26 protein-coding genes and 5 pseudogenes are annotated in these 25,549 nt (G+C 68.5%); 9 read left to right on the plus strand and 22 right to left on the minus strand.

Going from position 1 to position 25,549, the window contains the following annotated elements; genetic code table 11:
• Positions 1-582: 582 nt before the first annotated feature.
• Together CLT72_RS10425 and CLT72_RS10430 are read right to left on the minus strand one after the other, a co-directional pair.
• A complete protein-coding gene (locus tag CLT72_RS10425) occupies positions 583-1,713 on the minus strand; it encodes an IS110 family RNA-guided transposase (protein ID WP_101415081.1) in 1,131 nt (376 codons plus the stop codon).
• 398 nt (positions 1,714-2,111) lie between these two features.
• Positions 2,112-3,239, minus strand: a complete 1,128-nt coding sequence (locus CLT72_RS10430) for a Fic family protein (protein WP_474608589.1) — start codon at positions 3,237-3,239, stop codon at positions 2,112-2,114.
• Here CLT72_RS10430 and CLT72_RS32650 point away from each other — a divergent pair.
• Entirely contained in the window at positions 3,238-3,465 is a 228-nt protein-coding gene (locus CLT72_RS32650) for a recombinase family protein (protein ID WP_474608588.1), read from the plus strand. The two genes, CLT72_RS10430 and CLT72_RS32650, sit on opposite strands and share 2 nt — an antisense overlap.
• 84 nt (positions 3,466-3,549) lie before the next feature.
• Here the strand turns inward: CLT72_RS32650 and CLT72_RS32655 are convergent, their stop codons facing one another.
• Complete coding sequence (locus CLT72_RS32655; RefSeq protein ID WP_486484217.1) at positions 3,550-3,741, minus strand: hypothetical protein; 192 nt, start codon at positions 3,739-3,741, stop codon at positions 3,550-3,552.
• 209 nt (positions 3,742-3,950) lie between these two features.
• On the opposite strand from CLT72_RS32655, the gene CLT72_RS32660 reads away from it, so the two are divergent.
• Both CLT72_RS32660 and CLT72_RS10445 read left to right on the plus strand, forming a co-directional pair.
• Positions 3,951-4,397 carry a hypothetical protein gene (locus CLT72_RS32660; RefSeq protein WP_486484218.1) on the plus strand — a complete coding sequence of 149 codons (447 nt, stop codon included), beginning with the start codon at positions 3,951-3,953 and terminating at the stop codon, positions 4,395-4,397.
• A complete protein-coding gene (locus CLT72_RS10445) occupies positions 4,394-4,795 on the plus strand; it encodes a hypothetical protein (RefSeq protein ID WP_486484393.1) in 402 nt (133 codons plus the stop codon). The genes CLT72_RS32660 and CLT72_RS10445 overlap by 4 nt, the downstream gene beginning before the upstream one ends.
• Here CLT72_RS10445 and CLT72_RS10450 read toward each other — a convergent pair.
• Positions 4,761-5,539, minus strand: a pseudogene (locus CLT72_RS10450) (IS701 family transposase); the annotation flags it as partial. The gene CLT72_RS10445 and the pseudogene CLT72_RS10450 overlap by 35 nt on opposite strands.
• A gap of 228 nt (positions 5,540-5,767) precedes the next feature.
• Between CLT72_RS10450 and CLT72_RS10455 the strand changes: the two are divergent.
• Positions 5,768-6,285, plus strand: a pseudogene (locus CLT72_RS10455) (IS5 family transposase); the annotation flags it as partial.
• Between the two features lie 257 nt (positions 6,286-6,542).
• Here CLT72_RS10455 and CLT72_RS10460 read toward each other — a convergent pair.
• From CLT72_RS10460 to CLT72_RS10485, 6 genes are all read right to left on the minus strand, one after another.
• Positions 6,543-6,794, minus strand: coding sequence for a hypothetical protein (locus CLT72_RS10460; RefSeq protein WP_101411200.1), 252 nt, complete (start codon positions 6,792-6,794; stop codon positions 6,543-6,545).
• Positions 6,795-6,842: 48 nt separating this feature from the next.
• Positions 6,843-7,733: an IS3 family transposase gene (locus CLT72_RS10465; RefSeq protein ID WP_101409310.1), complete on the minus strand. Its 891-nt coding sequence runs from the start codon at positions 7,731-7,733 to the stop codon at positions 6,843-6,845.
• The gene (locus CLT72_RS10470) at positions 7,730-8,029 is read right to left on the minus strand and encodes a transposase (protein WP_088981155.1); all 300 of its coding nucleotides are present in this window, start codon (positions 8,027-8,029) and stop codon (positions 7,730-7,732) included. The genes CLT72_RS10465 and CLT72_RS10470 overlap by 4 nt, the downstream gene beginning before the upstream one ends.
• A gap of 232 nt (positions 8,030-8,261) precedes the next feature.
• Complete coding sequence (locus CLT72_RS10475; protein ID WP_101411203.1) at positions 8,262-8,669, minus strand: hypothetical protein; 408 nt, start codon at positions 8,667-8,669, stop codon at positions 8,262-8,264.
• Positions 8,666-9,502 (minus strand): IS5 family transposase, encoded by an 837-nt coding sequence (locus tag CLT72_RS10480; protein ID WP_101411206.1) that lies wholly within the window; start codon positions 9,500-9,502, stop codon positions 8,666-8,668. The genes CLT72_RS10475 and CLT72_RS10480 overlap by 4 nt, the downstream gene beginning before the upstream one ends.
• A gap of 417 nt (positions 9,503-9,919) precedes the next feature.
• Entirely contained in the window at positions 9,920-10,576 is a 657-nt protein-coding gene (locus CLT72_RS10485; RefSeq protein ID WP_486484219.1) for a DUF1345 domain-containing protein, read from the minus strand.
• A 601-nt stretch (positions 10,577-11,177) separates the two neighbouring features.
• Here CLT72_RS10485 and CLT72_RS10490 point away from each other — a divergent pair.
• Positions 11,178-13,655, plus strand: coding sequence for an ATP-dependent Clp protease ATP-binding subunit (locus CLT72_RS10490; protein WP_101411214.1), 2,478 nt, complete (start codon positions 11,178-11,180; stop codon positions 13,653-13,655).
• A 345-nt stretch (positions 13,656-14,000) separates the two neighbouring features.
• Here the strand turns inward: CLT72_RS10490 and CLT72_RS32665 are convergent, their stop codons facing one another.
• From CLT72_RS32665 to CLT72_RS10510, 7 genes and pseudogenes are all read right to left on the minus strand, one after another.
• On the minus strand, positions 14,001-14,312 hold the full coding sequence (locus CLT72_RS32665; RefSeq protein WP_486484220.1) for a hypothetical protein: 312 nt from the start codon (positions 14,310-14,312) through the stop codon (positions 14,001-14,003).
• Positions 14,313-14,408: 96 nt separating this feature from the next.
• Positions 14,409-14,723, minus strand: a complete 315-nt coding sequence (locus CLT72_RS32670) for a hypothetical protein (RefSeq protein WP_486484221.1) — start codon at positions 14,721-14,723, stop codon at positions 14,409-14,411.
• Positions 14,724-14,764: 41 nt separating this feature from the next.
• Positions 14,765-15,626, minus strand: a pseudogene (locus CLT72_RS32675) (cytochrome d ubiquinol oxidase subunit II).
• Complete coding sequence (locus CLT72_RS32240; RefSeq protein WP_199184542.1) at positions 15,580-15,768, minus strand: hypothetical protein; 189 nt, start codon at positions 15,766-15,768, stop codon at positions 15,580-15,582. Before CLT72_RS32240 ends, CLT72_RS32675 begins: the two are co-directional and overlap by 47 nt.
• Positions 15,765-16,400, minus strand: a complete 636-nt coding sequence (locus CLT72_RS32245; RefSeq protein WP_486484370.1) for a cytochrome ubiquinol oxidase subunit I — start codon at positions 16,398-16,400, stop codon at positions 15,765-15,767. The genes CLT72_RS32240 and CLT72_RS32245 overlap by 4 nt, the downstream gene beginning before the upstream one ends.
• A gap of 14 nt (positions 16,401-16,414) precedes the next feature.
• A complete protein-coding gene (locus CLT72_RS32680) occupies positions 16,415-17,137 on the minus strand; it encodes a cytochrome ubiquinol oxidase subunit I (RefSeq protein WP_486484222.1) in 723 nt (240 codons plus the stop codon).
• Positions 17,138-17,230: 93 nt separating this feature from the next.
• Entirely contained in the window at positions 17,231-18,241 is a 1,011-nt protein-coding gene (locus tag CLT72_RS10510) for a mechanosensitive ion channel family protein (RefSeq protein ID WP_474608582.1), read from the minus strand.
• 311 nt (positions 18,242-18,552) lie between these two features.
• Between CLT72_RS10510 and CLT72_RS10515 the strand changes: the two are divergent.
• A pseudogene (locus CLT72_RS10515) lies at positions 18,553-18,909 on the plus strand (transposase); the annotation flags it as partial.
• Between the two features lie 64 nt (positions 18,910-18,973).
• Positions 18,974-20,175, plus strand: a protein-coding gene (locus CLT72_RS10525) for an IS3 family transposase (RefSeq protein ID WP_375547185.1) whose coding sequence is annotated in 2 segments (ribosomal slippage) — positions 18,974-19,258 and positions 19,261-20,175 — 1,200 coding nt in all. Because the reading frame shifts where the segments join, the coding sequence is not laid out codon by codon here.
• A gap of 361 nt (positions 20,176-20,536) precedes the next feature.
• Here CLT72_RS10525 and CLT72_RS10530 read toward each other — a convergent pair.
• Positions 20,537-21,342, minus strand: a protein-coding gene (locus tag CLT72_RS10530; protein WP_486484214.1) for an IS5 family transposase whose coding sequence is annotated in 2 segments (ribosomal slippage) — positions 20,537-21,004 and positions 21,007-21,342 — 804 coding nt in all. Because the reading frame shifts where the segments join, the coding sequence is not laid out codon by codon here.
• A 173-nt stretch (positions 21,343-21,515) separates the two neighbouring features.
• Between CLT72_RS10530 and CLT72_RS10535 the strand changes: the two genes are divergently transcribed.
• The gene (locus CLT72_RS10535; RefSeq protein WP_158242012.1) at positions 21,516-21,827 is read left to right on the plus strand and encodes a transposase; all 312 of its coding nucleotides are present in this window, start codon (positions 21,516-21,518) and stop codon (positions 21,825-21,827) included.
• Positions 21,824-22,750 carry an IS3 family transposase gene (locus CLT72_RS10540; RefSeq protein ID WP_101411224.1) on the plus strand — a complete coding sequence of 309 codons (927 nt, stop codon included), beginning with the start codon at positions 21,824-21,826 and terminating at the stop codon, positions 22,748-22,750. The genes CLT72_RS10535 and CLT72_RS10540 overlap by 4 nt, the downstream gene beginning before the upstream one ends.
• 129 nt (positions 22,751-22,879) lie before the next feature.
• Here the strand turns inward: CLT72_RS10540 and CLT72_RS10545 are convergent, their stop codons facing one another.
• The 4 genes and pseudogenes from CLT72_RS10545 to CLT72_RS10560 form a co-directional block, all read right to left on the minus strand.
• Positions 22,880-23,344, minus strand: coding sequence for a hypothetical protein (locus tag CLT72_RS10545; RefSeq protein ID WP_101411228.1), 465 nt, complete (start codon positions 23,342-23,344; stop codon positions 22,880-22,882).
• 268 nt (positions 23,345-23,612) lie between these two features.
• Positions 23,613-24,032, minus strand: a complete 420-nt coding sequence (locus tag CLT72_RS10550; protein ID WP_101411231.1) for a BRO-N domain-containing protein — start codon at positions 24,030-24,032, stop codon at positions 23,613-23,615.
• 8 nt (positions 24,033-24,040) lie between these two features.
• Positions 24,041-24,157 (minus strand): annotated as a pseudogene (locus CLT72_RS32685) (IS5 family transposase); the annotation flags it as partial.
• Between the two features lie 738 nt (positions 24,158-24,895).
• Entirely contained in the window at positions 24,896-25,522 is a 627-nt protein-coding gene (locus CLT72_RS10560) for a DUF4304 domain-containing protein (RefSeq protein ID WP_088999607.1), read from the minus strand.
• Between the last annotated feature and the right edge of the window lie 27 nt (positions 25,523-25,549).

Raw genomic sequence — 25,549 nt, forward strand, 5'->3', positions numbered from 1 at the left:
TTCGGCTCGTTCGACTCCCTGCGGGCCCAGCCTGCGCTCATAGGAGGCCCACTCGGCTTCGATGACATCGGGTCGACCCTGAGCGTCGGTGTCGAACCCACCATCGACGTGATGTGGCCGCAACCAAACGCAGGCATCGCCTCTCCAAGAGCGGCAGGCGCACGACGACGGGGTGACCGTGATCGGGCATCAGAGATGCCGACGACACGAGCCGCACCTCGTTCGAGCGCCATCACCTTAATCCGCTCCTGCCCTGTCGGCCGGGAGCGGTTAACCGGCCCCACGCCTGGTATCCGGGCTCTCAGCGAACACGCCATATCGACCCTCAGGACCTGGAAGGTACTGGCCCGATTGCACCTGCTGCCCCGCGTCGCGGGCGCACGGCTGTGCAGGCACTCCTCGTCCCACATGCCGTCAAAGCCGACCGTCACACGGGGTGGAATTGGCGCAGTTCGACCCGATCAGCTGGGCGATGGTCTGTTCGACGACTCACCGTCGGGTGCCGAGCCCGAACCTGTGGCCGACGCCGCGCCCGGCGATGACTGGGGTGATGCCTCCAGGGGGGTGTCCCTATGGGTTTCGTCAAGCGGGGACCGGGCTGGTGGGGCGCGGCTGGTAGGGGATCTTGTCGCGGAGCATGGCGAAGAGGACGTCGCAGCGGCGTCGGGCGAGGCAGATGAGGGCGGCGAACGCGGCGAGGAAGAAGGCCCGTTTGAGGTTCTTGTTGCCGCCTCGGGGTGGGTGCTCGCCGCGGATGCTGCTGCCGGATCGTCGGGTGACGGGGGCGAGTCCGGCGTAGGCGGCGAGGTGCCCGGGGGTGGGGAAGGCGGTGCCGTCGCCGACTTCGAGCAGGATCCGGGCTGCGGTCCTGACGCCGATGCCGGGCATCGAGGTCAGGACCGAAGCGAGAGGGTGCGCATCGAGGATCCTCTCAACCTCGCCGGCGACCTGGTCACGTTGTCGCAGGACATCTCGGAGGCTGTCAGCCAGGCGAGGCAGGATCGTCTCGGCCGCGGCGGTGCCGGGGACGGTGACGGTCTGCTCGTCTAGGGCGGTCATGATCTGCTCGACCAGGCGTTCGCCCATGCGTGGCGCATGAACAGCGGCGATCGAGACCAGCTTGCGGCGGCCGGCCTTGCGCAGCCCGACTGGGCCGCCGCAGCGGGACAGCAACTCCAGGACCGCCTTGTGGTGGACCTTGGGGCCGAGGACTCGCTCCAGAGCGGGATGGATCTGCGTCAGCAAGCCCCGGATCCGGTTGGACACGCGGGTGGCTTCGCCGGCGAGGTCGTCGTCGAAGCCGACGAGGACCTCCAGCTCGGCCAAGGTCTCGTCACCGACGTCGACCCGCCGCAGCGTGTGGGGCAGGGTGCGGGCGGCGTCAGCGATCACAAACGCGTCCCGGGCGTCGGTTTTCGCCGCACCGGGGTGCAGGTCAGCGATACGGCGCATGGCCAAGCCGGGCAGGTAGGCCACCTGATGCCCGGCCGCCCTCGCGACCGCGACCGGCAGGGCGCCGATCGAGGCCGGCTGGTCGACCACCACCAGCACCCGCCCATGGCGGGCGAGCTTGTCGAACAGTTGCCGCAGCCGAGCCTCCGTGTTCGGCAACGCCGCATCATGCAGCCGCTTGCCGTCCGGGCTCAACCCGACCGCGTGGTGACCCTCTTTGCCGACGTCCAAGCCGAGGTAGACACCGTATCCGTCGCTCACCAGACCCGCCTCCACGCATCGATCCCGTGGCCCCGGCCGCTGGTCCAGGCGTCGGACTGCCGGCAGCCACGTTACGAAGAGACCTACCCCAACACGGGTGACCGTGTCCCTATCAGCGGTCCACCGACGCCACCCGACCCGGCGACAACACCCCCCGGATCATCCAAACGACAGGGGCAAGCAGTCATACCAGGCCGGGCGACCGAGGGTCCCCGGCTGGGGACGACAATAAAGGTAACGGGCGGCGGTCCGCAGCGAAGACAACAACGCTGGGGCCAACCCGCCACCCGCGCAGCCTGACCCAACACCGTAAACGTTCGCGGTCAGAGCACTAGCCGAGGATTTCCCAGGCCAGCGCGGCTGACCTGCGCGGACTCGCGGTTGCGGCGGCCTGCGCCTCACCGTCGGTACGGGTCAATGATCTCCTTCGGGCGGAGCGCTGGAGCGGCGAGATCGCGGAGGGTCGGCGAGGCGAGGTAGAACCTACCTCGGGTCTCGCCGTGCTGTTCGAGCACGTCCGCCCGGACTAGGGCGCGAAGGTCGCGGGCTGCTTGGTCGTCGGTGAGGTTTTCATCGCGTTGAAAGACGGTGCGGCGTACTCGGCTGCCAGTAGCGGCCAGGTGCAGGGCGCTGACCACCCGCTCGGGCAGCCCGTTGCGCCGGACCCAGATGTCGAGCAGTTCCCAGAGATGCGCGGCCTGATCAATGCGTTGCCGGACCAGCTGGGCCTGTTGATGGTGGGCGCTTAGGCAGAACCGGATCCACCTGCTGGTGTCGTTGTCAGGCTGCCAGCCTGGGCCGCCCACCTCACCGAGCGCGTCGTAGTAGGAGTACGTGTTCCGCCCGACGCCGAGCCACTCCTCGATCGAAGAGAACTCCGGGGCGAGTACACCGTCGCGGGCGAGTACGAGAGTGTGCAAGCAGCGCGACATCCGGCCGTTGCCGTCCCGCCAGGGATGGATCTTGACCAGGTTTAGGTGGGCCATTGAGGCCCGTACGAGCAGCGGGGTCTCCGGTTCGCCGTCGGCCAGCCAGTCGATCAGCTCGGAGATCAGAGACGGAACATCGTCCGCGTCCGGCCCGGTGTAGACCCGTCGGCCGGTGTGCGCCTCGTCGATGTGGATGTCTCCCGGGCGGAAGCGGCCCGGCCACTTGCCGAGGTCATGCCGAAGCATCATGAAGTGCAGCGCATTGATCAGCATGTGTTGCCAGGTGAACTCGCGCGAGCGGGCGAGCTGTTGCACGTAGGTCAGGGCATCCCGGTAGCCGGTGATGACCTCCCAGGTTTGCGGGTTAGTCTCCACCGGTTCGTCCCCTGCCACGGCTGCGGCTGCGTCGTCCAGAGAAACCTGGTAGCCCTCGATCGAATTCGAGCCCTGGATGGCATGGGCGATCAGGGTACGTCGGAGTTGTCCCGTCCAGCGGTGCGGCTCGGCGATCTGATGCCGCAGGGTGTCTCGCATAGTTTCGAGTTCGCCGAGCACGCGCTTGTCGTCATTGGCGAGCATGGGTGTCTGATACAGCATGCGCCAATCTTACAATGCTTTCTGCTTAATCCCGGAATCATATCGGCATAGGTTTGCAAGCACCGTCAGGCAGCGACGAGCGGTCGGCGTGTGCCGGTCCGTCGAGCGCCGACCGACACGTAACCGGCACCGCAGCGGCCAAGACTGGATGCTGACCACGGTCGCGGCGATCCTGGCCAATCCCCGCTACACCGGCCGGCAAGTCTGGAACCGGCAGCGCCAATGACCACGATGACCTCACGCCCGATGGGACCATCGCGCGACAGCGCGAGGTCCAGCGCTGGAACGCCGCCCCGCAGTGGGTCATCTCCTACCAGATCGCCCACCCGCCGCTGGTCACCGTGGAGCAGGTCGTCGCGGCCCAGCCGATCCCCACCGCACCTATCCCCGCGGCGCTCCCGCCGAGGTCCGCGCGGTCACCCTCTGGCAGGAAGACGGGGACGTCCCCCGGTTCCGTGAAGACGTCGCCGGCCTGCACCGCACCCTGCTGGCGCTGCTGCACGGCCCGCTCGGCGACACCTTCGAAGGGCAGACCACCACGCCGATCCGCCTCGATACCCCGGCGGTGTGCGTCGACATCTCCAGCATCGACGACACCGACGAGCTACGCACCGCCGGCTACCCTGCTGTCGACCTGGTCCTACGGCTTCGCCCAGGTGGAAGCCGCGCACCTGATGGCGCAACCTAGCCCCGGCCCGCACCTTCTTTACCGTGCTCGACGAGCTGTGGCGGGCGCTGCGCGTAGGGCACGGCCTGGTCGACCGCGCCGACGGCCTCACCCGCCTCAACCGGCAGAAGGGCACCGGCACTGTGTTCATCACCCACAGCCTGGCCGACCTGGAGGCGCTGCCCACCGCTCACGACCGGGCCAAGGCTCGCGGCTTCGCCGAACGATCCGCAGTGCTGATGATCGGCCCGTGCTCCGAGCAGGAACTCGACGCCGTCGCCCGGGTCCGGCCGCTGTCGCAGGCCGAGCGGCGCGAGGTGCTGTCCTGGTCGGCGCCGCCGTCGTGGACCGCAGCTGAGGGCAGCGGCACCGTCGGCCGTGGCAACTTCCTGATCAAGGTCGGATCGCGGCCGGGTATCCCGGTGCACCTGGAACCCACCGAGACGGAGATGCGGCTCGGCAACACCGACTTCCGCTGGACCATGGCATGAGCCGGCCGGCCGGGCCGCGCGGTGGCCACGACGACGCGGGCCTCATCGTCGGCGGCATCGCCGCCGGGGTCCTGGTCCTCGCCAGCGGCGCGTGGCTGCCCGTCGTGCTGGCCCGCCCGCCCGGATACACCGGCGGCGGGCCGATCCAGGTCGCCGCCGCGGTGCTGCGCGGTGACATCACCTGGACCACCACCTGCACCCTCATCGCCGTCGCCGAGGTGACCGTCCTGCTGCTCCTGGCCGTCGGTGGGACCGTCGCCTGGCGGTGGATTCGTCGGCGCCGCACCCGCGTCGACCCGGCCGCCCGCCGCATGGCCAGCCGCACAGACCTCGCGCACCTCGGGCCGAAGGGTGTCGCCGACAGCGGCCGGGGGCGCGGATGTGTTCGACCAGGCTGACAGCCGTCTTCGGGTAGCGCGGCTCCGTGCGGGTCGGTGGGCGACCACGCCCGGACCACACCCGCGGCACCAGTTGCACCTCTGGCTTGTGGGCGAGGGCGTCGCCTTTGACCTGCATGATGTAGCCGATCCCACGCTCGTCCAAGGCGCTGCGGAACTGGCTGTTGTCCCCGTAGCCGGCGTCCGCCGCCAGTAGTGGTGGGCGCAGGCCGTGCTCGGCCAGTTCGTCGAGCATCTCCACGACCAACGACCACTTCGGCCGATGGCGCTCATCGGCGGGAATCGCGCAGCGAGCCCGGGCAGCGGCCACCTCGGGCCGTTCAGCCTCGTCAACGGCTTGATCATCCCACGACGTCGGCACGAACAACCGCCAATCCAGAGGGCACGACGCGTGTCGGTGACGGCGTGCACGCTCACCCCGATCTGACAGTTCGCCACCTTGCCCAACGTCCCCGAGTACTGCTTCGCCACACCCGGCGAACTCTTACCGTCCTTCGGAAAGCCGGTATCGTCGACCACCCACGCCACCGGCTCGACCACCTCAACCGCCCGGCGGGCCAACCGCATCCGCACCGCCGTGATGTCCCACGTCGACGTCGTCACGAACTGCTGCAACCCCTGATGATCCACCCCGAGCCGATCCGCCATCGGCTGCATCGACTCACGCCGCCCGTCCAGCAGCAGCCCCCGCAGATAAGTCTCACCCCTGGCCCGCTGATCCGAGCGCACCAGCGGGATGAACACATCCGCAGCGAACGCCTCAAGCCGTTACCGCACAACGGAAAGCTCATCAGGGGTCACACCAACCATCGAACTACCCGAACACTCCCGGCGCTCCAACGACACGCCGACCTAACAAAGCACTACTAGGCAGTGTCTCGAAGTCAGGTGCGGCGTGTCGGTGATCGATAGACGGCGAGGTCTCCGGTAGAGGGTTTTTCGACCAAGAAGAACCTGAATACCGGAGACCTCGTGGCCACCATAGCGGTGACGAGGCGGCACGACCTGACCGACGCGCAGTGGGCGGTGCTGGCGCCGCTGCTGCCTGCGGGTAAGCGGCCAGGTCGACCGTCGCAGTGGAGCAAGCGGCAACTCATCGACGGTATCCGCTGGCGGGTTCGGGTCGGTGCGCCGTGGCGGGATGTGCCGGCGTGTTACGGCTCCTGGCAAGCGGTGTACGCGCTGTTTCGACGGTGGCAGCGGGCCGGGGTCTGGCAGCAGATCGTGACCGGATTGCAGGCCCGTGCCGACGCGGCTGGGTTGATCACCTGGGATGTCAGCGTCGACTCCACCATCGCTCGGGCTCACCAGCAGCCGCCGGCGCACGCCGGCGCCCGCAGCAGCAGGTCGAGCCGGCGGGCGGGGTGGTGACGGAACCGGCCGACCACGCCCTCGGGCGCTCCCGCGGCGGGTGGACCACGAAGCTGCACCTGGCGTGCGAGCAGGGCGACCTGCCGCTGTCGATGCTGCTGATCGCCGGGCATCGCGGTCACCCAATGGCGACTTGGGATGTGTTCTCTGAGGATGAGCTCGCACGGCTTCGGGGGTCCTGGAGGTCACGTGGGCCGAGTTGATCCGCTACTTCACGGTGACCGGTCCGGACGAGGCGGCCCTGCGGAAACCGGACCGGCCGCAACGTGCTCTGCGCGGCGCGGTGCGGTTGTGCACGTTGCCGTGGCTGGGTTCATGCCGGACGACGGCCCGTCCGCGGTCGCTGTCTTGGTGGGCTTGTTGAGTTTCGAGGCCCTCAAGTGTAGCCCCGGAAGTCGTATTGGAAGACATCGCCGTCCTCGATGACTGTGACTGGTGTGCCGGTGTCGTCGCATCTGATGGTGTACAGGATGTGTTCTTTGAGGGGGTGGCCGTTGGGGTTGGTCACGGGATCGTCGGTCCACTGCGGTGGTACTGGCACGGGCAGGACGAGCGGCAGGTCGGGCAGACGTCGCTGCTGGCCGTCGAGTGGACCGCCGCAGAACTCGATGGTGACCGGCTGGCCCATGTCGTCAGCCTCTCATGTGTCAATCCCCTGGAATCGTGGAGGGCTCCGTTATGCGGCCTGGGCCTCCAGGGCGCGGGTCTCTGATCGTTCGTAGTCGATGGGGGATCGCCAGTCGCAGACGGAGTGCCGGCGGCGCCGGTTGTAGAAGTCGGTGATCCAGGTGGCGATCTTCAGGCGTGCCTCGGTACGGGTACGGAAGTGACGGCGGTGGACGTACTCGACCTTGATGGTGGAGAAGGTGGCCTCGGCGACGGCGTTGTCGAAGCACGACCCGACCCGGCCCATCGACTGGCGTACCTTCCACCGGGCACAGGCCCGGTCGAAGTCGGCCGAGGTGTACTCGCTGCCCCTGTCGCTGTGGAAGATCACCCCGTCCACGCAGCCGCCGCGGGTGACGGCGGCCATGTTCAGCGCGGCGACGACCAGCCCGGCGTCGTGATGGGCGCCCATCGCGTAGCCGAGGATGCGACGGGAGTACAGGTCGATGACGGTGGCCAGGTAGAGCTTGCCCTCGTCGGTGCGGATCTCGGTCATGTCGCCGCACCAGGCGACATCCGGCGCCGGCGCGGTGAACACCCGCTTGATGAGGTCCGGTGCGGCCGGACGCTTACCTTGGCGGGTCAGGCCCCGCCGGCGGCGCTTGACCCGGGCGGCCAAGCCCAGCTCGGCCATGAGCTGCGCGATCGTGTTGTCGGAGACCTGCCAGCCGGACTCGCGCAGCTCGATGCCGATGCGCGGGCTGCCGTAGGTGCCACCCGAGTCGTCGAACACCTTCTGGACCGCGGCCGACAATCGAGCACGCCGGTCATCGCGGCGCGTTGGCGGCCGGTCACGCCACTTGTAGAACCATGACTCGGACACCCCCAGGGCCCGGCAGGCTAGCGCGTGCGGCACGTCGTGCTCGGTCCTCTGGGAAGCGATGAAGGCGGCCACGCTCACCGGCCCGTCGCTTCCTTGACCCACAGGACCACGGATCGCTTGAGGACATCACGCTCCATCGCCAGCTCCGCGTTCTCCCGCCGCAACCGTGCCAGCTCCGCCCGCTCGTCCTCTGCCAGCTGCCCAGCAGCGGCCTCACCGCGAGTCTCGCGGTCCCTCTTCACCCAGTTCGCCAGGGTCCCGCTGTTGATCCCCAGGTCGCGGGCGACCTGAGCGATTGACTTGCCCGTCTCGCGCACGATGCGCACCGCGCCCGCCCGGAACTCCGGATCGAACTGGCGTCTCGTCTCAGCCATGAACCTCTATCCCTCAAGCTCTGGCCTCCACGCTACGAGGGGAAGGGCACATGTGCAGCTCCCTACGGGAGGAGCTTTCCGTGGGTCTTGACGTGCTTCCGGGCGAACCTGAAGGGCACTTAGAGCGTGTCTCAGGTGGCAGTCGGCTGACCTTGGTGGTAGATCTCTTCTACTGTGGACGACCGGTTGATCTCAGAGGGCGGTTCGGAGTGTTAGAGGGCGGTTCGGAGTGTTAGGTCCGTTTCTTGGCGAGGGTGAATACTCCGGGTTCGTCTTCGGTGAGGACGTGGCGGTTGACCATGCGTTTCAGCTTTGCGCGGGTACCTTCGACGTTCTTCGGTGAGGGCTCGACGCCGAGTGCGAGGCAGATGCCTTTGGCGCGCATGCCGGCGGGCGCAGTGCCGAGGACATGCAGGATCTGCTGGTAGGGCCCGCTGGCGATCGTCGGATCGTCGGCGGTGAACTCGGCGGCGGCGAGGGTGCGCAGGGTGGTGCGGGTGGTTGCCAGGTCGGCCAGTTCGCTGTCGAGGCGGGCGAGTTCGCCGGTCAGCTCGGTGATCTGCTCGCGGAGCTGGTCGGCGTGCCGGCGTGCGGTGGTTTCGCGGTCGGTGATCAGGTCGAGGACGGTGGGAAGATTCACCGATGCCGCCAGGAGGGTGTGCTGGTTCCGGTCAGCCGCCGCACGATGTTCGCCGTCGACGCCCACAGCGTTCGTGACACCGCCGATTCTGGTCGGCTCTCGTACTCGCGCACGAGACGGCGGTGCAGCATCAGGGTGCCGTTGACCTGCTCGACGATCCACCGCTTGCGGATCGGCACGAACCCGGGTCGGGTGTCGGAGCGCTTGACGACCTCCACGTCGATGCCCAGGACGGCGCCGTGCAGGGCGAGGTCCTGTTTGAACCCGGCGTCGACCCAGGCGCGGCTCACCGTCGGGGTGTGTTCGACGACCTTGTCGAGCAGCCGGATGCCGATAGCGTTGTCGGTGACCGACGCCGCGGTCACCACGACCGCGATGACCAGCCCCAACGCGTCCACAGCCAGGCCCCGCTTACGCCCCGACACCTTCTTGGCCGCGTCCTTGCCGGTCGTGGAGGCCGGGATGTGATTCGCCGCCCTGACCGACTGGGTGTCCAACACGACCGCGGTCGGATCCTCCCGACGGCCGGCTTTCTCCCGGGCCTGGCAGCGCAGCAGATCGTGGATCACCTGGTCGGTGCCGTCGTCACGCCACAGCGCGAAGCAGTAGTAGGTGGCCGACTTCGGCGGCAGGTCATGCGGCAGGTACGCCCACTGACAACCCGTCCGGTTCTGGTAGAAGATCGCGTTCACGATTTCCCGCAGGTCGTAGTCGCCTGGCTGGCCCGACACCGAGACCGCGACGCGCTTGGACTTCCACGCCTGCAGAAACGGCCCGATCAGCTCCCACTGCTCGTCGCTGACATCGCTGGGGTACGGATTTCGATCACCCATGACCGGGCTAACGCCGCAGCCACCCGACAGTCACGACCAAGACTCACACCCCACAGATCGATCTAGCGCTATGCGTAGCGAGCCTGCCGGAAGGCCACCAACCGGACGCAACGCATAGATCAGCTCAAGTTACTGCGGACCGCCCTCTCAGGACCTACTGCGACACCTCGTGCAGGAACTGCTCCCAGTCGCTCATCACCGCGATGATGCCAGGACCACCCTGCCCACCAGCCAACGAGCCGAACGCCTACTCATCGACGGGCGCTGGCAAACCCACAAAGCGACGCGCTGCCTGAAACGCCGCCTCGCGGACGTCGTCTACCGCACCATGATCCGTGACACGGAGTCCTCTGTTGCCGACGCCTTGATGCAGAGAGGTGCCGTTAGCGAGACAGTCCTGCTTCTAACGCTCGTGGGTCATGACTGACCAAGGTTGGTGACCAGGTTGACGGCGACGGCCAGGATGCCGGTTCCGAAGGTGTACGAGAGCAGTGCGTGCCCGAGCGCGATCCGGCGCATGTGGTTACTCGTCGGTTCGTTCTCGCCCGGGGCATAGGACATGCCGACCGTGAAGGCGATGTACGCGAAGTCGGCGTACGCCGGTGGATCTTCCCGCTTGAAGTCGATGCCACCGCCGTCGTCGCGGTAGCACAGCCGGGCGTACTTCAACGCGAAGACCGTGTTCACCAGCGCCCACGCCAGGACCACCGCGATGACGCTGAGGATCACCAGCGTGACTGCCACTGCGTCATGCTGGTTCGAGGCGCGCACGAGCGCCCCGGCCACGGCGGCGAGACTAGCAACGGACGCGATCAGGATCGCCGAGTCGGTGGAACGGGAGTGCTGCTCCGCCTCGGCAAGCTGCTCGGTACGCTTCGGGCTCGCCGACCAGCAGGCCCGCCACACCCAAACGAGGATCGTGCCCGCCGCGATCGTCCAGACCACCAGCGGCGTCAGCTCCGGCGCCCCGACGAGCGCGGTGGCCGTGCCGGCGACGACACCGGCGGCCAACGACCACAGCGCACGCCTGACGGACAGCAGGCGTCCCAGCGCACGTCCCGATCGCTGCTCCACCCGTTCAGCGTTCCGGATCAACCGGGCCGGCCAGCGGAAACCCGGAGCCATCACCGGATCGGGCCGCATCGAGGGTGGGGCGGGGTGGCCGGTGTGCTGCGGAAAGCGTTCCTCATCCGCGACCGCAAGTACACGGCCGCCTTTCGATCACGTCTTCGCCGCCCGAACTCGGCGGAGATGTCTGGGGCGCAAGACGGCGGAGAGCGTGGTGCTGTCGGAACACTGAGCGCAATTCGGTCCCCCGCCGATGGCCAAACTCGGACGCCTGCCGGACGCCTGGGTCAAGTCCACCGGTAACAACGCAGCGCTCGTGAGGGCAGACCGCAGGGTCCGCGGGTACCGGGGTCCCGCGCCTCCCGGCCTGCCGGTCAAGGCGCCGATCCGATGGTGGGCAGGCCGCAGACGCCGACGGGGCCCAGCGCCTGGGACGCTCCGGTGCGACCTCCGCGACAACCACCCTCAGTGGCTACCCTGCACCCGCAGCGAGTACAAACCCTGGCCTCCCCACAAACCCACAAAGGCCAACTCTGTGGGCGAAAGGTGCGTAGCGTTCAGGTGGGCCTGTGCCGAGGACCCACCCCACCGGCAGAAAGGGTATGAGATGTCGCTCGACGCGTTCCGCATCCCTGACGGCTCCTTGGACGACTTGATCAGTCGGTTCTTCGGCGGAGACCCGTTCGCGGGACGTCCGGTGGAGCGCGTCGACCTGTCCCGGCTGCTCTCCACCGAATCGCGGCAACTGCTGCAACGGGCAGCCGAGCAGGCTGCGGCGTGGGGCAGCCCGTACCTCAATGTCGAGCACCTGCTGTGGGCCGCAGCCCAGTCCGACCCCACCCGCCGGATCCTCGACGCGAGCGGCGCCGACCCCGACGACCTGGCCCGCCAGATAGAGGCGGCCGTCCCCAGAGGCAGGCCACGCGAGGACACACCTCCGCTCGCGCCAGCGGCGAAGCGGGCCCTGCTCGACGCGCACCGCGAGTCGCGACGGTCCGGCGCGACATACATCGGCCCCGAACACATCCTGCTCGGCATCGCCGCGAACCCGGAGACGACCGCGGGCCAGGCGTTGCGCGCGCTCGGCGGGGCCGTCACCGACCCGGCGCGCCCGGCGGGCGGCGCCGACGGGCGCGGCGTCAGCACCACTCCCACCCTGGACCAGTACGGACGAGACCTCACCGAGGACGCCCGGGCCGGGCGGCTCGACCCGGTCGTCGGGCGCGACGACGAGATCGAAGACACGATCGAGGTGCTGTCCCGGCGTACGAAGAACAATCCGGTGCTTACCGGCGAGCCGGGCGTCGGCAAGACGGCGATCGTCGAGGGCATCGCCCAGCGCATCGTCAACGACGACGTGCCCGAAACCCTGGCCAACCGGCGTGTGGTTGCACTCGACCTGGCCGGGATGGTGGCGGGCGCCAAGTACCGCGGTGAGTTCGAAGAGCGACTGAAGAACGTGATCCAGGAGGTGACGGCCGCCGAGGACGGGCTGATCGTCTTCATCGACGAACTGCACACCGTTGTCGGCGCAGGTGGCGGCGGCGAGGGGGCGATGGATGCCAGCAACATGCTCAAGCCCGCCCTAGCCCGCGGCGAACTGCACGTGGTCGGCGCGACGACGCTGAACGAGTACCGTCGCTACGTCGAGAAGGACGCGGCGCTGGAGCGCCGGTTCCAGCCGATCCTGGTGTCGGAGCCGAGCGTGGAGGACACTGTCGCGATCCTTAAGGGCGTACGCGACCGGTACGAGGCGCACCATCAGGTGCGCTACACGGACGAAGCCCTCGACGCCGCGGCCGAGCTGTCCCACCGCTACATCACCGACCGGTTCCTGCCGGACAAGGCGGTCGACCTGCTCGACCAGGCGGGGGCGCGGGTCCGGCTGCGGTCCCGCACCCCGGCTCCGGACAAGAAGGAGATCGAGAAGCGGCTGTCCCAGTTGCGCCGGGAGAAGGACAGCGCGGTGGCGAACGAGGACTACCACCGCGCGGGTGCGCTGAAAGCCGAGATCAGTGCGGCCGAGCGGGACCTGGCGGCGGCGCAGGAGGGCACGCGCCCGGTGCCCGAGGTGCATATGAGCGACATCGCCGAGGTGGTCAGCCGCCGTACCGGTGTTCCCGTCACCCAGCTCACGGAGGTGGAGAAGCAGAGGCTGAGGCGCATCGAGGAGCAGCTGCACGAGCGCGTGGTCGGCCAGCACGAGGCCGTACGGGCCGTGGCGGCCGCCGTACGCCGATCGCGTTCCGGGCTGAGTGACCCCCAGAGACCCGACGGGTCGTTCCTCTTCCTCGGCCCCACCGGCGTCGGCAAGACCGAGCTGGCCCGTGCCCTCGCCGCGGCGCTCTTCGGCGACGAGTCCAGCATGATCCGTTTCGACATGAGCGAGTTCCAGGAACGGCACACGGTCAGCCGGCTGGTCGGGGCACCCCCGGGCTACGTCGGGTACGAGGAGGCTGGCCAACTCACCGAGGCGGTCCGGCGCCGGCCGTACTCGGTGCTGCTCTTCGACGAGGTAGAGAAGGCGCACGCGGACGTGTTCAACACGCTGCTGCAGGTGCTCGACGACGGTCGCCTCACCGACTCGCAGGGTCGCACTGTCGACTTCAGCAACACCATCCTGATCATGACGAGCAACATTGGCGCGGACCGCATTCTGGCCGCGCAGACGGCAGGGCGTCCGGTCAGCGACCTGCGCGAGGAACTGATGGGGCTGCTGGGGCAGCGGTTCCGGCCGGAGTTCCTCAACCGGGTCGACGAGATCATCATCTTCACCGGCCTGGACCGGGAGCAACTCCTCGAGATCACCGGCCTGCTGCTTGACCGCACCCGCCGCCGGTTGCACGCACAGGACATCGACCTTGAGGTCAGCCCGGACGCCGTGCAGTGGCTGGCCAATCGGGGCTACCAGCCCGAGTACGGGGCGCGGCCACTGCGGCGCAGCATCCAGCGCGAGTTGGAAGACCGGCTGTCGACCCTGCTGCTCGATGACAGGGCGAATCCGGGCGACACCATCGAGGTCAACGTCGTCGGCGGCGAGCTCGACCTCTCGGTCCGGCCCGCCGCCGTACCGGCTGGCACGTGACACCCGACGAGCAGCTCGGCGAGCCGTCGCGGTGTGTCCCGAGGGGCTCCACCCCGGCGAGTTGTTGCAGCAGATCATCCACACCGCGGCCGTGCTGGGAGGGCTTGACGACGACGCCGGCGCAGGCCGGTCAGCCTGCGGGACAACCGCCCGGCCAACCCCTGTGCCTGAAGGACGTCGCCATCGGCCCCCAATGCGTAGAAGGCGCTGCGCCGCACGGGCGGCATCCGCTGCACCCCACTGAACGACGGCACCGTGAGCGCCGGACCGGTCGACGTGACGGTCAGTCGCTGACAACCGGCCGCCATCACCGACTGGCCGTCTGGAGGCGGCCGGTGATCGTCCTCAGGCAGCGCCGACGTCGGTGGTGAAGGTCGCGAAGGCGAGCAAGCCGGAGTAGGCGGCCAGGCCGATGGTGAACCAGGTGAAGCTGGAGTGCCTTTCGGGGGCCAGTTCGTCGACGATAACGTTGAGCAGGATCCCGCCACCCAGGAAGGCGGTGAGCACGTTCATCAGCACGCCGGTGGGCTGGACGGCGACCGCGGTCACCCAGCCGCCGGCGGCGCCGGCGACCAGGACGAGGCGCCACCCGGTGGTGAGGCTGACCGGGAAGTGCTCGGCCAGGACGCCGTCGGTGGCCAGCACGTGCAGCCCCATGGCGACGGCGAAAAGTACCGCCGGCCCGAGCCCCACGTCCAGCTTGGTCGCCAGGGTGTACGTGATCAGGCCGCTGTACAGGGCGAAGAAGCCGAGCTAGAACCCGAAGACCAGCCGGGTGGGCTCTTGCCGGCGCTGCTGCGAGTGGTGGGTGACACGTTCCAGGGCGTAGAACGTGAAGAAGCCGACCAGCGCGACGAGGAACAGCACGAATCCGCGGGCCGGGGTGGGCCTGATCTCCTCCTCCAGGACGTGGGCCACCGCCTGGTTGCCCTCCGCGAGGCGCGGCAGCAGGTAGAGGAACACGTACGCGGCGGCGATGCCTCCACCGAGGGACGTCGCCGCGTGGGTGGGCACCGGCAGTCTCCGGCGGATGGCCGGCGCGAGCAGGTGCAGGGCTCCCAGCGCCACCGCCGCCAGCGCCGCCCACAGGCTGCCCGCCCGGGTGAGCGTTACCGGGGCGGTGGGTTGCCGGCGGCCGGCTTGGAGCGCTGGAAGATGCCGAACAGCCAGAGCAGGGAGGGCGCCAGCAGCAGCGCTCCGACCGCGAGGACGGCGAGCACCGTGGCGAGCACGGTGGGATCACCGGCCGCCTCGGTGACGGTCAGGTCGGGCGGCAGCAGGTCTGGGTACTGGGCGGCGCCCCAGGCCCAGAGGACGGCCGCGACCGCGAGGGCCGCGGTCACCCGCACCGCCCGGTAGCGGCCGGTGGCGATCAGCACCAGCGACCCGAGCCCCGCGGCGAACGAGAGCAGCACCAGGGCGAGCGCCCGGCCCCGAAGATCGGCGAAGAGGTCCGGCGCGTCGGCGGCGACGACGGCCAGCCCGGCCGCCGCGCCGACGCCCACCACTATGCCGGTGACCAGGGCGCGGCGGCGGAACTGGGCCACCAGGTCGGCGCGCGTCGTGGATGAGGTAGACCGCGGCGAGGTACGCGCACACGCCGATCGCGAGCAGTCCGCCGTAGATGGAGGTGGGATTGAGCCAGCTGCGCCAGATGTCACCCTCGGCGATGCCGGGTGGGACGCGACCGGAGGCGACTGCGCCGACGATCGAGCCGAGGAAGAACGGGGTGGCCACCGAGGAGAGCGCGAAGGTGGCGCCGTAGAGGCGTTGCTCGGTGAGGGTGTGACTGGCCTTGCGGAAGGCGAAGGCCGCGCCACGACCGATGATGCCCAGCGCGGCCAGGGTCAGCGGGATGTAAAGGGTGGAGGCGAACGCGGCGAACGCAGGCGGAAAGGTGGTCCAGAACAAGTGATCACCAGGATCAGCCAGACGTGGTTGCCCCCCACACCGGGCCGATCGAGTGCGCAATCAGTTCCCGGCGGGCTGCGCCGCGGCGCGCCCCGCCGGCGAGGAGGTCCCAGATCCCGGCGCCGACGTCCGCGTCGGCGAGCAGGGTGTAGAGCGTCAGACCGGCCAGCAGCACCCCGAGCAGGACGTCGACGACGGTCATCGGCCGCTGTCCACCGGTTCGGGTACGCCCTCCTGCGGAGCGACCGGCTCGTCGCGGTGGCAGGCCATCCGCCACAGAACCGCGACGGTGGCGACGGTGAGCACCGCGTAGACGGCGGCGACCAGGGCCAGGCCGGTGGCCAGGCCCGGCGCCGGATTTACCGCCTCGGCGGTGCGCAGCACGCCGTACACGATCCAGGGTTGCCGCCCGACCTCGGTGACGACCCAGCCGGCCTCGACCGCGACGGCGGCGGCGGCGACCCCGGACAGGGCGGCGGCCCGCAGGAACCACGGCGAGCGCGGCGGACCCCGACGCCGCCAGCACGCAAGCGCCCACCAGGCGGAAAGCGCCACCAGCCCGAAGCCGATGGCCACCATCAGCTGGAACGCCCACTTGACCACCGTCACCGGTGGCTCCTGATCGTCGGGCACCTGGTCCAGGCCCATGACCACGGCGTCCGGATCCCACCTGGCCAGCAGCGACAGGGCGTTGGGCACCTCGACCGCGTACCGCAGTTCCCCGTCGACGTAGACGCCGCCGAACGAGAGCGGCGCGCCGGCCTGGGTGCGGGCCAGCCCTCCATCGCGGCGAGCTTGGTGGGCTGGTACTCCGCGACGAAGCGCGCCGCCCAGTCGCCGACCACGACCTACACCGGGGAGAGCACCGCAGCGACGGTGAACGGGATGGCGAAGCCGAGCCGGTGGTAGCGGTCCCGGCGGCCGCGCAGCAGGGCCACCGCGTAGACGCTGGCGATGCCGAAGCCGGTCACCATGAACGCCGCGACGATCATGTGCAGGGTCTGCGGCGGCGTCGCCGGGTTGAACATCGCCTGCCACGGCCTGACGTCGGTGACCTCGCCGGAGACCAGGTCGAAGCCGCGGGGCTGGTTCATCCAGGCGTTCGCCGACACCACGAAGAACGCGGACGCCACGTCCGCGACACAGACCGGCAGTCCGGAGAGCAGGTGCACCCGGGGTGGCACCCGGTCCCAGGCGTACAGGTAGATCCCGACGAAGATGGCCTCGACGAAGAACGCGATGCCCTCCATCGCGAACGGCAGGCCGATCACGTCGCCGAAGCGGCCCATCAGGCCGGGCCAGAGCAGCCCCATCTCGAACGACAGGATGGCCCCCGACACCGCGCCGACCGCGAACAGCACGCCCATCGCCTTGGCCCAGCGGCGCGCCAGCCGGGTGAAGGTCGGGTCCCCGGTGCGCAGACCGCGCCACTCGGCGAAGACGGTGACCGCCGGCATGCCGACGCCGAACGAGGCGATCACGATGTGCCAGCCCAGGGACAGGGCCATCTGCACCCGCGCCGCCATGAGGTCTCCCGGGGCGGCGTCCTGGGCGAGCAGGTCAACCAGCATCGGGTTCCCCACCTTCGTTGCGTGTCAGCCCCATGGTGGTCTAACGGCCCGGCTGCTGGTCGGCAACGCGAATGCCGCATCCCGGGCGCGGAATCAGGGCTTGTACTCGCTGCGGGTGCGGGGCAGCCACTGCGGGTGCTTCTCCCGCAGGTAGCGAACCATCGCCTCGCGCAGGTCGCAGCGGAGGTCCCAGGCGCTCGGCCCGTCGGCGGCGGACGCCTGGATCTGGATGACGACGGTCTGCGGGTTGGCATCGACCATCTGAAGCACCCACTGGTGCCGGTCCCACAGCGGCGACGCCTCGATCAGGCGCTGCGCCTCGACGCGCAGGTCGTCCAGGTTGGCGGTGTGGTCGACGTGGATCTGGACCTTGCCGACCACCCGGGTCTCGTGTCGCGTCCAGTTCTGGAACGGGCGCTCGGTGAAGTAGGTCGTGGGCAGGATGAGCCGGCGGTCGTCCCAGAGCCGGATCACCACGTTAGTCAGTTTCACCTCCTCGACGCGACCCCACTCGCCGTCGATGACGAGCACGTCACCGATGTAGAGGCCGTCCGCGAAGGCGACCTGGATGCCGGCGAAGGCGTTGCCCAGCGCGGTCCGGGCGGACAGGCCGATCACGGCGCCGATCACACCGGCCGAGGTGAGCACCGAGATGCCGAACAGGCGTATCGGCTCGAAGGTGGTCATGATCAGACCGATCGCGACGATCGTGACCGCCGTCGAGGTCAACCGTCGCACCGGCCGGATCTGGGTGCGGGTGCGGCGGATCCGACGGTCGGCCACCACCCCGGTCGGCAGCCGGCTGAACGCCACGATCTCGGCGACGTGCAGCGCCCTGACCACCAGCAAGGCGACGCTGCCGATCAGCAGCAACAGGATGGCGTGCCGGCCCTCGTGCAGCCACCGGCCCGGCCCTGCCGGCAGCGCGGCGTAGATGCCAGCGAGTAGCAGAACGGCGGTCATCGGGCGGCGGCAGGCCTGGCGCAGCGGCGCCAGCAGCCATTTGTAGCGACCATGGGCGATCCGGTTGACGGATACGCCGCTGAGCACGTCCACCAGCACGGCCGCCGCCACCGCGGCCAGCATGATCACCGCTCGGCCCATCAGCTGCCGTTCACCGCGGTACCGATGGTCATTACTTCCGCTCCCGTCCGGGTCGTCCCCACGGCAGCGTGTCACGAGACGGCCGATCGCCGGGCGTACATCGCGACCGGCCGAAGTCCCCCGGCGGCCGCGGCACGCGGCGCCGCCGTCCGGGGCTCGGGTGGCGAGGAGGTCGCCCGTGATCAGCCGCGCCCGCTAACTTGATCTTTAACCTGTGGCGGGTCCGTGGGTGCCCCGGCTGATCATGCCGACAGCCCCTGGTCGATCATCTTCTTGTCGAGGGAAGAGGATCAATACCAGGGGCTGTCTTGGTGATCAGTGTGCATGATGCTGGTTCTGCTCCTGCGTTCGGGGAACTGGCGGCGTTCCGGCGGGAGTTCCATGCCTGTCTGACCGCGCGGACGGACGCGATGTTCGAGTTGGCCGACGCGGTGTTGTGCGGCGACGGGCCGGTGCATTCGCTGGTGGAGCTGTCACTCGTGGGCGAGCATCACCGTGGTCATGGGTCGCTGTACGCGGCGCTGGCCCGGGGCCGGGTCGATGTCGAGCGGCTGCGCACGAGCTTGGCGGCGCTCCCGCTGCCTCGCGCTACCGACGGCCGCCTGGTCTTGGCGGTGGACATCACCTGCTGGCTGCGGCCGGACGCGCACACCTCGGCGGAGCGAATGGGCTTCCCCCTGAGATGTGGACACCCTGAGACTGGATGTTGGTCCAGAGGAAGGGGTGTCCCCGTTGGGGCGTCCATCGAAGTACACGGAAGAGTTCCGGCGTGACGCGGTTGATTTGGTTCGCTCGTCGCGGCGGCCGATCAATCAGGTGGCCCGTGAGCTGGGGATGAGTCACGAGACGCTGCGCAACTGGGTCCGCGCCGCTGAACGCCAAATCCAGACGGGTTCGGGGGCCTCGGGCGAGGCGCTGTCGGTGGCTGACAAGGACGCCGAGATCGCTCGGCTGCGGCGTGAGGTCGCGGAGTTGCGGCAGGAGAAGGAGATCCTGCGTAAGGCAGCCGCCTATTTCGCGAAGGAGATGGATCGGTGACCGGCCGCTTCCGGTTCATCTCCGCCCACCGTGCCGTGTTCGGCGTCAAGCGGCTGTGTCGGGTCCTGGCGGTGTCCCGCTCGGGGTTCTATCGCTGGAGCGCCAGCGAGCCCGCTCGGCAGGCTCGCGCCGCCGGTGAGGACGCCCTCGCCGAGCAGATCAGGGCCATCCACGCCGGCTCCGGCGGCACCTACGGCTCCCCGCGGGTGACCGTCGAGCTGCACCACCAGGGCGTGCGCGTCAACCGCAAGCGGGTCGAGCGGATCATGCGCCAACGCGACGTGGTGGGCCGGCACCTGCGCCGCCGCAAACGCACCACCATCCCCGACCCGGCCGCCCCACCAGTGCCGGACCTGATCGGCCGGGACTTCACCGCCACCGCACCGGACCAGCGATGGTGCGGCGACATCACCTACCTACGCGTCGGCGCCGGCTGGCTCTATCTGGCCACGGTCATCGACATCGCCACCCGACGGCTGATCGGCTGGTCGATCAACACCCACATGCGCGCGGAACTGGTCATCGACGCCCTCGACGCGGCGGTCGCCGCCCGCGGCGGCCGGGTCGACGGCGTGGTCTTCCACTCCGACAGGGGCGCCCAATACGGCAGCGGCGATTTCGCCGACGTCTGCCAACGGCACGGCATCCGCCGCTCGATGGGGCGGATCGGCTCGTCGTACGACAACGCCCTGGCCGAGGCGTTCTTCGCCACCCTCAAACGTGAACTCGACGTCGACCGCCGCACCTGGACCAGCGAAGCCGACGCCCGCCGCGACGTGTTCCGGTGGATCGCCTTCTACAACCACCGACGCCGCCACTCCGCACTCGACTACCTCAGCCCCGCCGACTACGAACAGACCCTCACACCGACTACGCTGCACCAGATCGCGGCATAACCCGGTGTCCACATCCCGGGGGGAACCTCAGTCTGCCCCTGTGCTGCTGCCGTGGTTTGTTGTGACCCCTTGTGGCTCGGCTTGGCGCTTGCCCTGTGTCCGCCTGTTGACCGCAACCTGCTTGGCGGGTTGTGGCGACGCCTGCTGCCCGTGTCGCCTGCCCCTGTGTGGGGTCGGGCGTGTTCGTTGACTCGACCACAGTGACCTTTACGACCCCTTGCACCATTGGGGTCCGCCCGGCCAGGCGTCACCCGGCAGGGTAGCGCCTGCCCGCAGAACTGTGCCGGGCAGGCGCGCCCCGGGCGGTCCTTGATGCCGCACTGCGAACCCTACAAACCCAAACTTGGAGTAAGAGCGTGTCTCAGGTGGTGAGTTTGAGGTAGCGCTTGTGGCAGGTGAGAGCGGCGGCGAGGGTGACGAACGCGCAGTAGAGGCTGGCTGAGCGTTCGTAGCGGATGGTCAGCCGGCGGTAGCCGGTGAACCAGGCGAAGGTTCTCTCGATCACCCATCGATGCCGCCCGAGCCGGTGTGAGGATTCGATGCCGCGGCGGGCGATGCGGGGTCGGATGCCGCGGGCACGGAGCATGCGGCGTAGGTGGGGGTAGTCGTAGCCCTTGTCGGCGTGCAGCTTGTCGGGGCGCCGGCGGCGGGGTCCGCGTCGGGAGCGGACGGCGGGGATGGCCTGGATGAGGGATTCCAGGCAGCGGCTGTCGTGGGTGTTCGCGGCGGACACGCCGACGGACAGAGGCAGCCCGTTGCGGTCGGACAGGGCGTGGATCTTGCTGCCGGGCTTGCCTCGGTCGACCGGGCTCGGTCCGGTCAGGTCGCCCCCCTTTTCGCCCGCACCGACGCCGCGTCGGCGGTGGCCCGGGACCAGTCGATCAACCCCTTCGTGCCGAGTTGGTCCAGGGCGGCGACGTGCAGCCTGCGCCACAGCCCGGCCCGGGTCCAGGCGACGAACCGGCGGTGCGCGGTGGCCTTGGAGACTCCGAACCCGGGTGGCAGGTGCCGCCAGGCACAGCCAGTGGTCAACACGTACACGATCGCGGCGAACACCGCCCGTGCCTCGATCGGTGGGGTGCCGCCGCCCTGCGGGCGTCGAGGCGGTGGCGGGATCAGCGGGGCGGCCAGGCTCCACAACTCGTCAGGCACCCGCTCTGAGATCAACCGGTCGTCCACAGTAGAAGAGATCTACCACCAAGGTCAGCCGACTGCCACCTGAGACACGCTCTAAGAACGTGACTTCACCCCAGATCATCTCGCCGGAAGCGGCCTGAGCCACCCCCGCTTTCATGGAGCTTCTTGATCATGGTCTGATGGCCGTGGGGAGGAAGTCGTCCGTGGCAGCACCGAAGAAGTACCCCGACGAGCTACGTCAGCGCGCTGTGCGCTTGTATCGCGAGTCGGACCCGAAGCCGGTGATCCGGCGCCTGGCCGAGCAGTTGGGCGTGCATCACGAGGCGTTGCGGAACTGGATCCGGCAGGCCGAGGCTGACGCGGGTGAGCGTCACGACCGGCCGACCAGCGAGATGGCCGAGGAGAACCGCCGGCTGCGTAGGGAAATCGCTGAGTTGCGTCGGGCGAACGAGATCCTGAAAGCGGCGAGCGCGTATTTCGCGGCGGAGCTCGACCCGACCCGGCGACGGTCATGAGGTTCGTCCACGAACACCGTGACCAGTTCGCGGTCGCGCTCCTGCTACGGGTCCTCAACATCGGTGCTTCGACCTACTACGCGTGGGTCAAGCAGTTCGAGCAGCCCTGTGACCGGGACGTAGTCGACCTGGGGCTGATCTCGAACATCCACGAGATCTGGGAGACATCGGGGCGCACCTACGGCGCGGACCGGGTCCACCGGCAGCTACGTCGCGACGGCATTCGCGTGGGCCGCAAGCGCATCGAGCGGCTGATGGCCGCCCACGGCTGGCAGGGTGCGTTCCTGCGTCGAGGCTGGCGTGGCGGCTCCACGAAGCAGGATCCCCGGCACACGCCGGCGCCGGATCTGGTCAACCGGCGGTTCACCGCCGACGGGCCGAACCGGCTCTGGGTTGCCGACGCCACCCGCATTCCCTGCGGAGAGGGCGTGTTCTGGCTCGCCGCGGTCCGCGACGCGTTCTCCCGCCGGATCGTGGGATGGAAGACCTCCGACCGCTGCGACACCGACCTGATCCTCGCCGCCCTCGAATACGGCATCTGGTCCCGCGACGTCCGCGACGGCCAGTTGATTCACCACTCGGACAGGGGATCGAACTACACGTCTTTCCGCTTCGCGGAACGCTTGCAGGACAACGGGATCCTGCCCTCGATGGGGTCGGTCGGCGACTCGTTCGACAACGCGCTGATGGAGAACTTCTGGTCGACGTTGAAGATCGAGCTCGTCTACCGCACTTCATGGCGGACCCGCGACGAGGCCGAGAACGCGATCTTCGCCTACATCGACGGCTGGTACAACACCCGCCGCATCCAGAAGGAACTGGGCTACCTCAGCCCGAACGAGTACGAGACCGCCTGGCACAGCCGCCAGACGGAACCAACCGAGCCACCTATCGCCACCCCTGCGCCAGCCGGCAGCAGGTAACCACCGCTCCATCAAAGCGGGGGGAACTCACAGCCACAGAACCACCGGCAGAGACTCGCCCCGGCTGCGCATACACCACGCCAACGGGCACCTGAAATCCGCGCCCGACATAACCATTCCGCTCGTTATCTACGAGCGCAGCGCGGCATGAGCGTGCGTCGAGAGGCGCCGCCACAGGCCGATGGGTCTGTAGTTCAATGCCGCGTCGACGATGGCCGCGGTTGACGCGTCGACCAGCTCCGGTGGTGGCCAGAAGATCAAATCGGTGACTCTTGGGTGCAGGACGTTGGTGACCAGCAGCAGAACGTAGTAGTCGATGTCGTCGTCGGCTGCCTGTATCCGCCGGACAATCTCGATCAGCTCGTCCCGGCTGATGTTGGCGACCTTTGGCCTTGCCGGTCGGGCGGCTTCGAGCGCGAAGTCCTCGACGTTACGAGACGTCCAGTAGGTAAGGAACTGAACGGCGTCGTAGTCATGGCCGGTTTCGGCGTTGAACCCGGAGATCGCTGAGTCGGCCGGCTCGCCGCGCTCCAGCAGCCTTGCGATGGTTTCGATGGCGGCACAAAGCTCTGTGATGCGCTGTGGTCCGACCACCGGCGGGTAGAGCTCGTCATCCGAACATTGTCCCTGGGCCGACCGGCGTCCTCTACTGAGCGCACTCGCACGCTCATCGACACGTCCGGACAACACTCGGCCAGCTCGGCGTGACGCTTCGTGACGCGCCGATCGCGGCACGAGCGAGCACCTGATTGAGCGCGTGATCACACGGTCCCTCGGTGCGAGCCTGGCGTGCCTGAGAGGGTGGTTCGGGAGGTTATGTCCACTGTGGGCTTGGCGGCTGGTTAGAGGCCCTGATGGTGGGTTACGCGGACGTTGTTGGCGAGGCCAGGGTGAACAGTCCGGCCTCGGGTTCGGCGAGGATCTGGCGGGCGGCGAGGCGTTTGAGCTTGGCGCGGAGATTCTCGGTGTCCTTCGCGGTGGTGCCGGTGCCCAGCGCCTGGCAGATGTCCTTGGCGCACATCGGTGCGGTCCCGGCGTGGAAGACGGCGAGGATCTGCTGGTAGGCAGGGCTGGCGACGGTCGGGTCAGCGGGCGCCGCCGCGTCGAGTGGGCCGCCCAGGCTCAGGAGCGTCCTGCGGGTGATGGCGAGTTCGGCGACCTCGGTCTCGGCCACGGTGAGCTGCTCATCGAGGGAGGCGATCTGAGCGCGGAGCCGCTCGACGGTGGGGCCGGCGGCGGTTTCGCGTCCGGTGAGCAGGGTCAGCAGCATCGGCTGGGTCACCGTTGGTCGCGACCCTGATGCCCCGACACGGACGGGTGCCGGTCCTTCCACGCCTGCAGGAACGGACCGACCACCGCCCACTGCTCATCGGTCAGGTCATTCGGATACGCCGCACGCTCACCCATGATCAGCCTAACGCGGCCGGACCCTACCGGTTACGACCACGGCTCACATTCACATGCCGACCCAAACCCACAATGGACGAAAGCTACCCAACCACCCTCTTAAAGGTAGCCCTCCCCCGTCGACAGCCCTTTCCCGCAGCTACCGCCACCAGGCCGATCACGATGAATTGGCCTCAGTGCCGCTCCGACTGGCGCGGAAGATGGAGGTTGCGACATCGTCAGCCCGAGTGTGCCTACCGGTCCACTTGGCGAAGTTGGATTTCTGCACTGCCCACGCAACCACGCGTTCGTTCGTCGAGGTCGTGATAGTCAAGCCCCCATACCCGGGCTCGACATGCACAACATCACGAATATCAATGCGCCGGGAAACATTGGGGTTTCGCACAATCACTTCCGCGCCGGCAAGGACCACGGCCGGACGCCAGGCGAATTTCCACCAACCTACAAGCGCACCAAGAACGGCTAGAAAGCTAACCAGTACGTTGCCCCAGAGCAGCCATACCAATACACCAAACAGAGGAGCCAACGCAATTACACCGAACCGTCCGAGCCGTGAGACCCTCCAAGTTTGAGACATGAGCCGGGATCCTACGGACCGTTGCCCACTCATACTGCCCTTCCTGCCGTAGCCGTTACCTGTCGCGTGGTCTGATCGTCCTGGTCCACCTGTTACCAGCCTTGCCACGCCAGCCGCCTAGCAGCTATACGGACAGGTCAGGATGGACCCGTTGCGGACCGTCACCCCGAGTCGGCGGCCCTGGACCTGCTGTTCGCGTAGTTCCAGATCCCCTGGATCATCGGCGACTTGTGGGTATGCGCTGGCCGCTCCGTGAACAGCAGGTGTTCAAGCTCCGGTGACGGACCCTGCTCCGCCAGCAACCAGGCCCGTACGCGCCAGCCACCAGCCCCGAGAAACTCCCGCCTGTCAGCCACCGCAAGGAACTTCTCGCGGTCCAGCAACGGCAGCAGTTCCGCCACCGCCTCGTCCAGGCGCCGGCGCACCCGCGCGGACACCTCGGCGGCGCCGGCCTCGTCGGCGATTCGCCACTGGTCTCCACCAGAGAAGGTGGTGAATCCGATCCGGTGTTCCCAGATGGCGTGCAGCGGCCGCGGTTGCTCGGACGCTGGCAGGCGGTAGCGCTGCCGGGCGTGTTCCCACGCCGGCGCCAGAACCAGGCCCACGTTGATGTAGAAGACTTTCTCCGCCTTGCTGGCGTGGTCGGACATTTGAATTTCGATGACGAGCGCGTCGCCCGTCGGTGAATACCGACGGAAGACGCGGCCCTTTCCCTGATCGAAGCCGTACTCGGCCAACTGCTCCGCCACGCCTTTGACGAAGTTGTTGAACAACGCTTGCAGCGACATTGGAAAATTCCTTCCAGCCGGCCGGGA

It is taken from the genome of Micromonospora sp. CNZ309 (genome assembly GCF_002846525.1).